At 74.8% G+C, this 12,079-nt stretch carries 10 protein-coding genes and 1 pseudogene; 2 read left to right on the top strand and 9 right to left on the bottom strand.

What is annotated here, in order from left to right:
- Positions 1-67: 67 nt before the first annotated feature.
- Both ACFTZA_RS10320 and ACFTZA_RS10315 read right to left on the bottom strand, forming a co-directional pair.
- Positions 68-1,567, bottom strand: coding sequence for a dicarboxylate/amino acid:cation symporter (locus tag ACFTZA_RS10320; protein WP_378193777.1), 1,500 nt, complete (start codon positions 1,565-1,567; stop codon positions 68-70).
- 256 nt (positions 1,568-1,823) lie between these two features.
- Positions 1,824-1,895 carry a putative leader peptide gene (locus ACFTZA_RS10315; RefSeq protein WP_366246654.1) on the bottom strand — a complete coding sequence of 24 codons (72 nt, stop codon included), beginning with the start codon at positions 1,893-1,895 and terminating at the stop codon, positions 1,824-1,826.
- 196 nt (positions 1,896-2,091) lie between these two features.
- Here ACFTZA_RS10315 and ACFTZA_RS10310 point away from each other — a divergent pair, with 196 nt between their 5' ends.
- Complete coding sequence (locus ACFTZA_RS10310) at positions 2,092-2,391, top strand: hypothetical protein (protein ID WP_378193775.1); 300 nt, start codon at positions 2,092-2,094, stop codon at positions 2,389-2,391.
- Positions 2,392-2,445: 54 nt separating this feature from the next.
- On the opposite strand, the gene ACFTZA_RS10305 is transcribed toward ACFTZA_RS10310, so the two are convergent.
- From ACFTZA_RS10305 to ACFTZA_RS10280, 6 genes are all read right to left on the bottom strand, one after another.
- Positions 2,446-4,410 (bottom strand): penicillin-binding transpeptidase domain-containing protein, encoded by a 1,965-nt coding sequence (locus ACFTZA_RS10305; protein WP_378193772.1) that lies wholly within the window; start codon positions 4,408-4,410, stop codon positions 2,446-2,448.
- 192 nt (positions 4,411-4,602) lie between these two features.
- Entirely contained in the window at positions 4,603-7,218 is a 2,616-nt protein-coding gene (locus ACFTZA_RS10300) for an MMPL family transporter (protein WP_378193769.1), read from the bottom strand.
- A gap of 17 nt (positions 7,219-7,235) precedes the next feature.
- Positions 7,236-7,958: a TetR/AcrR family transcriptional regulator gene (locus tag ACFTZA_RS10295; RefSeq protein WP_378193765.1), complete on the bottom strand. Its 723-nt coding sequence runs from the start codon at positions 7,956-7,958 to the stop codon at positions 7,236-7,238.
- 85 nt (positions 7,959-8,043) lie between these two features.
- Positions 8,044-9,270, bottom strand: coding sequence for a MalY/PatB family protein (locus tag ACFTZA_RS10290; protein ID WP_378193761.1), 1,227 nt, complete (start codon positions 9,268-9,270; stop codon positions 8,044-8,046).
- A gap of 9 nt (positions 9,271-9,279) precedes the next feature.
- Positions 9,280-10,125, bottom strand: a complete 846-nt coding sequence (locus ACFTZA_RS10285; RefSeq protein WP_378193758.1) for a hypothetical protein — start codon at positions 10,123-10,125, stop codon at positions 9,280-9,282.
- A gap of 63 nt (positions 10,126-10,188) precedes the next feature.
- Entirely contained in the window at positions 10,189-10,953 is a 765-nt protein-coding gene (locus ACFTZA_RS10280) for a DedA family protein (protein WP_378193755.1), read from the bottom strand.
- A 119-nt stretch (positions 10,954-11,072) separates the two neighbouring features.
- On the opposite strand from ACFTZA_RS10280, the gene ACFTZA_RS10275 reads away from it, so the two are divergent.
- Entirely contained in the window at positions 11,073-11,735 is a 663-nt protein-coding gene (locus tag ACFTZA_RS10275) for a pentapeptide repeat-containing protein (RefSeq protein WP_378193752.1), read from the top strand.
- 75 nt (positions 11,736-11,810) lie between these two features.
- On the opposite strand, the pseudogene ACFTZA_RS10270 reads toward ACFTZA_RS10275, so the two are convergent.
- Positions 11,811-12,041: pseudogene (locus tag ACFTZA_RS10270) on the bottom strand (recombinase family protein); the annotation flags it as partial.
- Between the last annotated feature and the right edge of the window lie 38 nt (positions 12,042-12,079).

Below are 12,079 nucleotides of genomic sequence, written 5' to 3'. Positions count from 1 at the left end.
CGTCCGCCCCGGGCGAAGGCGCGGACGTGGTGACGCCAGGCGTCATCCGGTCGCCACTTCTGCGCACTCAACGCCGGGTACTCGCGCCCGCCACCGGCTCGGTCCGGTCCGCGGCGTCCGGCGTCGTCCCCGCCTCGGCGGACGCGTCGCCCTCGACCGGGGCGTCGTCGTCCGCGAAGAGGTCCTCCGCCGACGCCGACTCGTACTTCTCGACGTCGAGGATGCCCTCGCGCTTGGCGACGATCGTCGGCACGAGCGCCTGCCCCGCGACGTTCACCGCGGTGCGGCCCATGTCGAGGATCGGGTCGATCGCGAGCAGCAGGCCCACGCCCGCCAGCGGCAGGCCGAGGGTCGACAGCGTGAGCGTCAGCATGACGACCGCTCCCGTGAGGCCCGCGGTCGCGGCGGACCCGACGACGGACACGAACGCGATGAGCAGGTAGTCCGCCACCGACAGGTCGATGTTGAAGATCTCCGCGACGAAGATCGCCGAGATCGCCGGGTAGATCGAGGCGCAGCCGTCCATCTTCGTCGTCGCGGCCAGCGGCACGGCGAACGACGAGTACTCGCGCGGCACGCCGAGATTGCGCTCCGTGACGCGCTCCGTGAGCGGCAGCGTGCCGATCGACGAGCGGGACACGAACGCGAGCTGGATCGCCGGCCACGCGCCCTTGAAGTAGCTGGCGATCTTCAGGCCGTTGGCGCGCAGGAGCACCGGGTAGACGACGAACAGCACGAGCGCGAGGCCGACGTAGACCGCGGCGGCGAACCACGCGAGCGAGCCGAGCGAGCCCCAGCCGTAGGTGGCGATCGCGTTCCCGATGAGGCCGAGCGTGCCGAGCGGCGCGAGGCGGATGATCCACCACAGCACCTTCTGGATGATGGCGAGCGCCGAGCGGTTGAACGCGAGGAACGGGTCAGCCTTGGAGCCGGACTTGAGCGCCGCGATGCCGATGACGAGCGCGACGACGAGGATCTGGAGCACGCTGAAGCTCACCGAGGTCTCGGCGGAGCCGGTGAGGGCGCCGTCGTCGCTCTGCTCCAGGCTCGTGCTCGCGCCGAGGCCGAGCACGTTGCCGGGGATGAGGCCGGTGAGGAAGTCGAGCCACGAGCCGGAGCGGCCGACCTCGGAGGCGTCGTCGAGCGAGACCGACGCGCGGTTGCCGGGCTGGAACAGCAGGCCCAGGCCGATGCCGACGGCGACGGAGATCGCGGCCGTGATGGCGAACCACAGCAGCGTCTGGCCGGCGAGGCGGGCCGCGTTGGTCACGGTGCGCAGGTTGGCGATGGACGCCACGATCGCGGTGAAGATGAGCGGCGGGACGATCGCCTTGAGCAGCGTGACGAACGAGCTGCCGATGGTGGCGAGCGTCGTCGTCAGGCCGTTCGGCGTCTCGTCCGGGCCCTTGCCCATGGCGAGCGCGATCCCGCCGAGCGCCACGCCCAGCGCGAGGCCGAGGAGGATCTGGGTGCTGAACGACGGGAAGCGGCGGCGCTTCTTCACGGGCGCCGACGTCGCGTCGGCGGAGGACGCCGGCGCGGCGGGCTTCGAGGGGTTCGAGGACACGGAGGGACCTTTCGGGTGGCGTGCGGGTGCACGGGCGCGCGGCGCGACCGGGCTCGGGAGAGGCTCTGCTGTCGTCGTGACCGTCGTCGTGTCGGCACGGCACGCCGCCGGAGCAGCGCGTGGTGCTGACACGCGCAGGCCGCGGCCGAGGTGTCAGCACCAGACACCACTCCGGTGGCGCGTGGTGCTGACAGGCGGCCGGGCGCGACGGCGCTACCCGAGTGAGGGCGGGCGCCGGGTCAGCGACGACGAAGGGTCAGCGACACAGAGCGCTGGCGACTCGACGGAGGTCGACGTCGCGGCGCTCGGTGAGGTACCACGTGGGCACGCTGACGGACACGGGTCTCCCGAGGGTCGCTGAGCGGATCGCTGGGCTCACGGGCACGATCGTCGCCCGCGGCACCCGATCTTACCCAGGTGGTCCCAACGCACCGTCCTGCCGTCTCATTCCCGGCGTGCGCGCCCGCGCCATCGGTCTAGGGTCGGCGGCACCGGCGCAGGACGTCCGTTCTGGAGGTGTGCGCATGCGCAGGAAGGTCACCGCGGCCGCCGTGGCCGCCACCGGGACGTGGACCGACCCCGACGGCGTCCGCATGCCCGCGGGCGAGGTGCACGCGTGGGAGCGGGGCACCAACCAGACGGTCTGCGGGCTCCAGCTCAGCCGTCAGGGTCTCGCGCGCTTCCCGCACGTGACGTGGGCCGACGTGCAGCCCACCACGGGCCGGGACGCGGACGCCGTCACGTCCGTGTGCCGCCGCTGCGCGGCGGGGACGGGCGCGCGGCGGGACGAGAAGCCGTGGCGGCGCGTCGACCCGCGGCCCTGACCTCGACCCGCGACGCGGACCTCGGCCCGGCACCGCGGCCGCACGTCCGGCGGCTCAGCCCTGGTTCGGGGCGTCGAGGAACGCGCGCATGAGCGGGCCCGCCGTCGTGGACCCGCCGTCGCCGGTCTCGACGAAGACCGCGACCGCGAGGTCGCCCTGGACCGCGATCATCCACGCGTGGGCCTGCGTCCCGTCGCCGTACTGGGCGGTGCCGGTCTTGGCCCCCACCTCCTCGGGCAGGTCCGCCAGGAGGTCCGCCGACCCGTCGGTGACGACCGAGCGCATGAGGCTGCGCAGCGTCGCCGCCTCCTCCTCCGTGAGGTCGCCGGCCGGCTGCTCGGCGGACGCCGGCTGCACGTCGGGGCGCACCATGACGGGCGCGACCCGGTGGCCCGCCGCGACGCTCGCCGCGACGGTCGCCATGCCGAGCGGCGACGCGAGGACGCGCCCCTGCCCGATCATCGACGCCGCGTGGTCGGTGCCGTCCGCCTCCGCGGGCACGTCGCCGAAGAACGCCGGCGCGCCGAGGTCGCTCTCGACCCCGAGGCCGAGCGACGCGGCCGCGTCGTGCAGCGCCTGCTGCGACACGGTGTCGCGCTGGCCGATCATCGCCGTGTTGCACGAGTTGGCGAACGCCGTGCGCAGCGGCACCTCGCCGAGCGCGTCCGCCGGGTAGCCGGGCACGTTCTGGAAGACGCGCCCGTCGACCGTCGTCTCGGGCGGGCACGCGACCGTCGAGTCGGGCGTGAGGCCCGCGCGCAGCATCGCGAGCGCGGACGCCACCTTGAACGTCGAGCCGGGCGCGTACTGGCCGGTCGTCGCCGTCGACATGCCCTCTCCCGCCGTGCCGCTCGCGGCGGCGAGGACCTCGCCCGTCGACGGACGGATCGCCACGATCGCGCTCGGCGACGCCTGCCCGGCGAGCACCTGCTCGGCGACGACCTGCATGTCGGGGCGCAGCGTCGTGCGCAGCGGCACGCCGGCCACCGGCTCGACGGCGAACACCTCGACGGGCTCCGCGTCCGGTGCGCCCTCCGCGGGCACCACCGAGACGGAGACGCCCGGGGTGCCGCGCAGCTGCTCGTCGTACTGGCGCTGGAGACCGGACAGGCCCACCGTGTCCCCGGCGACGACCGCGCCGTCGGACTCCTCGACGATCTCGGCCGTCGCCTCGCCGACGCGTCCCAGGATCGGTCGCGCGAACTCGCGCGTCGGTGCGAGCGGCAGCTCGTCGTCGAGCACCGCGACGCCGTCGATCTGGCGGGCGGCGTCGACGTCGATGCCGGCCGTGTCCTCCGTGCGGACCGTGATGGCCTCGACGAACGCCTTCCCGCCCGCGCCGGCGACGCGCTGCGCGAACTCCTCGGGGTCGATCCCCACGACGCCCGCGAGCGCGCGCGCCGCGCCGTCCCACGCCGAGGCGTCGACCCGGGTCTTGTCCACGCCGAGCCGGTACACCGGGCGGTCCGTGACGATCGGGGCGTCGTCGAGACCGACGATCTCGGCGCGCTCCGCGCGCACGCGCTCGACCGCGAGCCGGTCGTTCTGCCCCAGGTCCGGCACGAGCACGTCGGGCTCCCACGCCGCCTCCCAGCGGCCCGGCCCGTCCTCGCCCTCACCCGGCTCGGCGAACGTCAGGTCGACCGTCGTCGTGTACTCCCACGCGGCCTCGTCCGTGACGTCCCAGCGGTAGGCGAGCGTCGCCGTCGCGCGGCCCCCCGCGTCGTCGCCCTCCTCGTCGAGCGCGACCTCGTCCACCTCGACCGTGTGCGCGAACGCGGCGACCGGTTCCAGCACGGCCGCGAGGTGGCCCTGCACGGCGTCGGCCGTGCCGTTCGAGAACGCGACCCCGGCGACGTCACCGGCCTCGATCGCCGCGGCCAGCTCCGCCGCCGCGTCCTCGGGCGCGGGCCGCTCCTCGGAGCAGGCGGCGAGCGGCAGCGCGAGCGCCGGGACGAGCAGCGCTGCGGCCACGCGGCGCCGGACGGCGCGCGGACGGGTGCGATCGACGGTGGCCACGGATTCCCCCTGTTCCGGACGAGCGAGACAGGACGGACCGTATCCCACGCGACCCACGCCCCGGGCCCTGGTCGTCAGGTCGCCGCGCTCTCTTCACCCGGCGTCCGCGAACGCGCGCGGCGGGCGCGGGAGCCTCGCTCCCCCGCCCGCCGCACGCGTGCGTCGTGCCAGTCCAGACGCGGTCAGCGTCCGTCAGCGACCGGCGGTCCCGGAGCGCGCGCCCGACGTCGCGTCGTCCGCCCGCTCGGCCGGCGCCTCGGCGTGCGGGTGCTTGCGCTCGAGCGCGGCACCCTCCACGTCGACGTCCGGCAGGATCCGGTCGAGCCACCGCGGCAGCCACCACGCGGAGCCGCCGAGCAGGTGCATGAGCGCCGGGACGACGAGCATGCGCACGACGAACGCGTCGACGAGCACGCCGAACGCGAGCGCGAACCCGATCGGCCGGATCATCGCGTCCTCGGCGAAGATGAAGCCGCCGAACACGGAGATCATGATGATCGCGGCCGCGGTGACGACCGAGCGTCCGGCGCGGAAGCCCTGCACGACGGCGAGCCGCGCCGGTGCGCCGTGCGCGTACGCCTCCCGCATGCCGGAGCCGAGGAACAGCATGTAGTCCATCGCGAGGCCGAACAGGACGCCGACGAGGATGGTCGGCAGGAAGTTCAGCACCGGCCCGGGGCTGTCGACGTTGAACACCGACGACAGCCAGCCCCACTGGTAGATCGCGACGACACCGCCGAGCGCCGCGAAGTACGACAGCACGAACCCGGCGGTCGCGATGAGCGGCACGAGCAGAGACCGGAACACGACGACGAGGATGACGAGCGAGAGCCCGATGACGACCGCGAGGTAGAGCGGCAGCGCGGCCGACAGCTTCTCGGAGATGTCGATGTTGCCGCTCGCCGCACCGGCCACGCCGAGCTCGACCTCGCCGTCGACGGTGTCCACCGTCACGGGCGACAGGTCGCGCAGGTGGTGGACGAGCTGCTCCGTGGACTCGCTCGTCGGCCCCTCCGCGGGGACCACCTGGAAGGCGACGACCGTGCCGTCCTCCGACGCGGCGGCGGGCGCGACCGCGACGACGTCGTCCTGCGCGGCGAGCTGCTCGCCGATCGCGAGCTGGGTCGCGACGAGGTCGTCGTCGGCGACCGGCTGCGGCAGCTCGGCGACGACGAGCAGCGGGCCGTTGACGCCCGCGCCGAACTCCTCCGCCACCGTGGAGTACGCCTGGTACTGCGTCGAGTCCGTCGGCTCGGACGAGCCGTCGGGCAGGTTGATGCGCAGGTCCAGGGCGGGGATCGCGACGACGCCGAGCACCGCGACGCCGAGGACGACCCGGCCCACCGCCGCGACCGTGGACATCGGGCGCAGCGGCTTCCCGGCGGTCGCCGCCGGCGTGCCGTCCACCGGCCCGGCTGCGTGGGCGCCGTGCACCGGCACGAGCGCCGCCCGCTCCTTGCGGTTGAGGATGCGCGGACCGATGGCCGACAGCAGCGCGGGCGTCAGCGTCACGGCGACGAGCACGGCGATCGCGACGCTCGCGGCGCCGACCGTGCCCATGAGGCCGAGGAACGGGATGCCCGTGACGTTCAGCGCGAGCAGCGCGATGACGACGGTCGCCCCGGCGAAGACCACCGCGTTGCCCGAGGTGCCGTTCGCGAGCGCGACCGACTCCTCGACGTCGTAGCCCTCCTTGAGCTGGCGCCGGTGCCGATTGACGATGAACAGCGCGTAGTCGATCCCGACCGCGAGGCCGAGCATGAGGCCGAGCACCGGGGTGACGGACGACATCTCGACGACCCCGGAGAACGCGAGCGAGCCGAGCGCGGCGATGCCGACGCCCACGAGCGCGGTGAGGATCGGCAGGCCCGCACCGATGAGCGTCCCGAGCATGACCACGAGCACGATCGCGGCCACGACGAGGCCGACGACCTCGCCCGGGCCGATGATCGACGGGGCCTCCATGGAGATGTCGGACCCGAAGTCGACGTGCACGCCGTCGATCTCGGCGACGCCGTCCTCGATCGTCTCGATCACGGTGTCCTTCGTCTCCTGCGAGACGTCGAACTGGTCCTCGGTGAAGACGACGTTCGCCACCGCGGCGTCGCCGTCCTCGGACACGACGCGGATCTCCGCGGCGAGGTCGAGCAGCGCCGCGCCCTGCTCCGCCTGCTCCGCGCCCGCCTCGAGCTCGGCGGCGCTCGTGTCGAGCTGCTCCTGCTGCGTCTCGAGCTCCGCGAGCCCGGCGTCGATCTGCTGCTGCTGGGCGTCGAGCTGCGGCGCGGCGGCCTCGGCCTGGCCCGCCGCCTCCGCCTGCGCCCGTGCGGCGTCGAGCTGGGCCTGAGCCTGCTCGAGCTGCTCGCGCGCGGCGTCGAGCTGGGCCTGGCCCTGCTCGAGCTGCTCGCGGCCGGCGGCGACCTGCTGCTCGCCCTCGGCGAGCTGCGCGGCCTGCGCCTCGCGGTCCGCCTCGGTCTGGAACGGGTCGACGACGGTCTCGACGCCGTCGACCTCCGCGGCGTCGGCGAGCACGGACGACAGCTCCTGCTGCTGCGCGTCGGTGAACGCCTCGTCGCCGGTGGTGGTGAGGACGACGGTGCCGGTCCCTCCGGCGGCCTCGGGGATCTCGTCGGCGAGGCGGTCGGTGACCTCCTGCGTCGGCGTGCCCGGGATGGAGAAGCTGTCGGTCAGCGTGCCGCCGCCGACGGCGAAGCCGACGCCGGCGACGACGAGCACCGCGAGCCACGCCGCGATCACCGCCCGCACGTGCCGGGCGGCGCCGCGGCCGATGCGGTAGAGGAGCTCTGCCATGGTGTCCTTCCGAGGGATCAGTTCGAGCGGGGAGAGGTGTTCCCGGGACGGCCGTCCTGGGTGGGGGTGCTGTGGGGTTCGCCGGTGTCGACGCGGACGAGCATGCGGTCGAGCAGCGCGCTCCAGGCGGCGCGCGAGCGTTCGTCGTCCCCGCCGCCCGTCTCGGCGAGCCAGTAGCGGTGGAGCACGACGAGGCTGCTCATGAGCGCGCCGACGACGAGGTCGACGTCGAGGCGGTCGGCGCCGGGGTGCCGCCGGTGCAGCGCGGCCGCGAGGTCGTCGCTCGTCCCGGCGAGGGAGCGCATGAGGAGCATGACCTCGTGGGCGGGGATGTTCGCGGGGGCGTCGTCGTCGCACGCGGCCCAGTCGGCGAGGCCGAGGCCGCGCGTCAGCGACGAGAGGGCGGGCACGAGGTCCGTCGCGCGCAGCGCGCGTGCCGCGTCGTCGGCGACGGCGAGCTGTGGATGGTCGGCGCGCGGTGGCTCCGCCGCCTCGAGCGCCTCCACGACGCCGTGGAAGGCGTCGGCGAGGACGGCGGCGATCACGTCGTCCAGCGACGCGAAGTGGTTGAACACCGTGCGTCGCGAGACGTCGGCCTGGGCCGCGAGCTCGTCCACGGTGAAGTCGACGCCCCGGGTGGCGTGCATGAGCGCTGCCGCGGCGTCGACGATGGACCGCCGGGTGCGGGCCTTGAGCCGCGCGCGGCGGTCGCTGCCGGGGGCGACGGGGACGTCGGTCATGTCACGACACTAAGTGCAACGTTGCACCGAGTGCACCGTCAGGCGGTGAGGCGTGCGTCACGCGGGCGTGCCCGACGGCGGGGCGTCAGCCGGTGATCGAGGACCCCAGGCGCCCGACCGCCTCGGTGAGGACGTCGACGTTCGTCGCGAGGTTGAGCCGCACGTGCCCCTCCCCGCCGGCGCCGAACCGGCGGCCGTCCTCGAGCGCCACTCCCGCCCGGTCGAGGAACCACGCGCGCGGGTCCCGCCCGGCGTCGTCCGGCAGCGCGCGCGCGTCGAGCCACGCCAGGTACGTCGCCTCGCCGGGCCGGTACCGCACGGCCGGCAGGTGCTCGGCGAGGAGGTCGGTGAGCAGGTGGGCGTTGCGCTCGACACCGGCGAGCACGGCGTCGAGCCACCCCTCGCCGTGGTCGAGGGCGGCGACGTGCGCGATCACCGACACGTGCTGCACGCCGTGCCCGGCTTCCTCGGGGATGCGGCGCAGGTCGGCCGCGGCACCCGGCCCGCCGACGGCGAGCGCCGCCTTGAGCCCGGCGAGGTTCCAGGCCTTCGACGCCGAGACGACGGCGACCGCGTCGTCCGACCCCGGGACCGTGAGGAGCGGCCTGTGCGTCGTCGCCGGGCGCCCGTCGAGGCCGGGCCGCGTGACCGGTGCGTGGATCTCGTCGGCGACCACCCGGACGCCGTACCGCGCCGCGAGCGCCAGCGCCGCCTCGAGCTCGGCGGGCGTGTGGGCGGTGCCGGTCGGGTTGTGCGGGTTGCACACGAGCCAGACGGCGCGTCGTCCGCTCCCGGCGCCGCGGCCGTGCGGGGCCGCGCCGGTCGCGTCGGCGAAGGCGCGCTCGAGCGCGGCGAGGTCGAGGCGCAGGTCCGGGCCGAGGGGCGCGGCGACGACGCGGCGGCCCTCGTTCTGCGTGAAGCCGTAGAACGGCGGGTAGACGGGCGGGTTGACGACGACCGCGTCGCCGGGCGAGGTGAGCACGCGCAGCACCTCGACGATGCCGAGCATGACGTCGGGCAGGGTCCGCGCCGTCGCGGTGTCGGGCGACCAGCCCCACCGGCGCTGCGCGAAGCGCGCGTACGCCTCGGCGTACGCGCTGCCGTGGTCGTACCCGGTGTCGCCGGCGCGCAGGGCCGCCGTCACGGCGTCGACCACGGGCTCGCACGGGGCGGCGTCCATCTCCGCGACCCACAGCGGCAGGACGTCGGGCCCGAAGGCCTGCCACTTCACGGACGTCCTGCGCCGGAGCTCGTCGAGCGTGGGCACGTCGAGCGGGCTGGTCCGGGTGGTTCGCGTCGGCTCCGGGGTCACCCCGCCACCCTAGGTCGGCTCCGGGGCCGCGGCCTGCTCGCCGCCCGGCGGCGCAGGTTCCTCGGCGGCCGCGTTGGCGGGGCTCGTCGCGAGCGCGACGCAGCCCGCGACGGCGAGGGCGGTCGCGACGGCCGCCGGCACCGCCCAGCCGTCCCGGACGACGTCGCCCAGCACGAGGAGCCCGACGGCGCCGGGGACGAGCACCTCCACGACGGAGACCGTCGCCGCGACGGAGCCGACGCCGCCCTTCTCGAGCGCGCGCAGGTAGCCGAGCACGCCGGCGGCGCCAGACGCGACGATCGCGAGGGCGAGCGGTTGCAGCACCGTGTCGAGGAGGCCACCGGAGGCGTGCGCGCCGCGCGCCGCGATCGCCGCGACGGAGTACCCGAGGCCGCCGAGCAGCGCGAGGAGCACGGGGTGGCCCCGGCGGTAGGCGAGGCCGACGCCGGCCAGCAGCGCGAGCCCGGCGACGATCATCGCCGTCGTGAACCCCGCGGGCGGCTCGGTGGCGGGCTGCTCGCCGGCGGAGAGCGCCAGCACGACGAGCGCGGCGACGACGACGCCGATCGCGACGACGTCGGCGCGGCGCAGCGTCGCGCCCAGCACCAGCCGCGCGAGCACGACGACGGCCACGAGCGACGACGCCACGACCGCCTGCACGACGAACAGCGGCAGGTGGTCCAGGGCGAGCAGCGAGAGCAGCCAGGCCGCGCCGTCGAGCAGAAGGCCCCCGATCACCAGCGGTTGCGCCATCGCCGCGAGGCCGTGGGCGCGGCGCGTAGCGACCGCCTGCATGATCGTGCTCACCGCGTACGCGATCGCGGCTCCCACGGCGGCCGCGACCGAGAGGATCACCCTCCGATGATCCGGTGCCCCGTCGAGGACCGCTACCCCTGCGCGCCGGTGGTCGGCGCGGCGCTACGCGCGGGTGTCGCGCCCCTCGTCCTCGGGGGTCGACGGCCCGGGTGCCGGGCGCTCGTCGTCGGGCGCGACCGCCCCGCCCCGGCCGCGCGCGTGGGCCGGTGGTGAGTCGTCGTGCACCCACCGCCACACCCGGGTCACGACGAACCACAGCACCGCGGCCCCGACCACCACGATGACGACCGTCTGGAAGATGCCCGCGTACTGCTCGACCACGTGCCAGTTCTCGCCCAGCAGGTACCCGGCGACCACGAACAGCGTGTTCCAGATCGCGCTCCCGCCCGCGGTCAGCGCCGTGAACTTCCACAGCGGCATGCGTTCCACGCCCGCCGGGATGGAGATGAGGCTGCGGAAGATCGGGATGAAGCGGCCGAAGAAGACCGTGGCGCTGCCGTGGCGGAGGAAGAACTGCTCCGTGCGGTCGACGTCCTCGACCTTGACGAGGGGGATCCGTTCGGCGATCCACCGCGTGCGCTCGCGGCCGACCACCGCCCCGACGGCGTAGAGGGCGAGCGCGCCGACGACCGCACCGGCGGTCGTCCAGACGATCGCCTCGACGACGCCGAAGCTGCCCTGGCTCGCCGTGAAGCCGGCGAGCGGCAGGATGATCTCGCTGGGCAGGGGCGGGAAGAGGTTCTCGAGCGCGATCGCGATCGCCGCTCCCACGACGCCGAGCGTCTCCATGAGGTCGACGGCCCAGCCGGCCGCCCCTCCGACGGCAGGCTCCGACGAGGACGCGGCGACGAGGGGACCGGCAACCATGGTCGTCGAGCCTAGGTGAGGGTCCGGGTGCAGGCGCCCGCAGGGGTGCGGGATGCTGTGGAGGTTCGGTGGCGGTCGCCGACGCTCGCCACGCCTCGCCCGGAGAACCAGGAGACCTCGTGCGCGACACGACCCGCACCGCCCCGCCGTCGCTGGACCCCGTCGCGCTGGACGGCCTGACGCCGGGCGACGCGTACGACCTGGAGCCGGGTGCCGACCTGGAGGGCTTCGAGATCCTCGACCTCCGCCTCGGCGTCGTGGCCCTCGAGGGAGCGAGCGTCTACGCGTCGCGCCTCGCGGGGCTGCGCGCCGACGAGGCCGACCTCCGGCACGCGACGCTCGCGGAGGTCGTTCTCGAGCGCCTGGACGTGCCCGTGGTGCAGGGCGTGCGCGGCCGGTGGCGCGACGTCGAGCTCCGCGACGCGCGCCTGGGCTCGGCCGAGCTCTACGAGTCGACGTGGGACCGCGTGCACCTGGTCGGCTGCAAGCTCGGGTTCGTCAACCTCCGCGGCGCCGAGCTGCGCGACGTGCTGTTCACCGACTGCACGATCGACGAGCTCGACCTCGTCCAGGCGCAGGCCGCACGTGTCGCCTTCGCGGGCACGCGCGTGCGGCGGCTCGACGTCCAGGCGTCGACGCTCGCGGACGTCGACCTGCGCGGCGCCGAACTCGACGAGGTCGCGGGCGTGCGGTCGCTCGCCGGCACGACGGTAACCCCGGACCAGCTGGCTCGGCTCGCGCCGCTGCTCGCGGACGGGCTGGGCATCACGGTCGGCGACTGACGGCACGGCGTTCCCGGCGTCGGGGGCGGGTCGCTCTCTGCGCGCACCTGACCTCCCGCGAGTCACGCCGCGCTCGTCGAGGTCGCGCACGAGGCGGGCGACGTGGGCGGCTGACCTACCGAGCCGGTCAAGCTTCGTCACGACGAGGGTGTCCCCCTCGCGTAGCCCGGCGAGCAGTCGGACGAGCTCGGGCCGGTCCTCACGGCGCCCGGACGCCTTCTCCACGACGACGTCGCGTGTGCCATGGCCGCGACGGTAGCGAAAACCCCGGGACCGCGTTCTGCGACACCGGGGGTTTCCGGACACTAGTTCTGCGACATGTTCTCTCGGCGTGTCGCGGCGGC

The sequence above is a fragment of the Cellulosimicrobium sp. NPDC057127 genome, assembly GCF_042670945.1.
Lineage (GTDB): Bacteria > Actinomycetota > Actinomycetes > Actinomycetales > Cellulomonadaceae > Cellulosimicrobium.
This window is presented reverse-complemented; position numbering and strand designations above follow the sequence as displayed.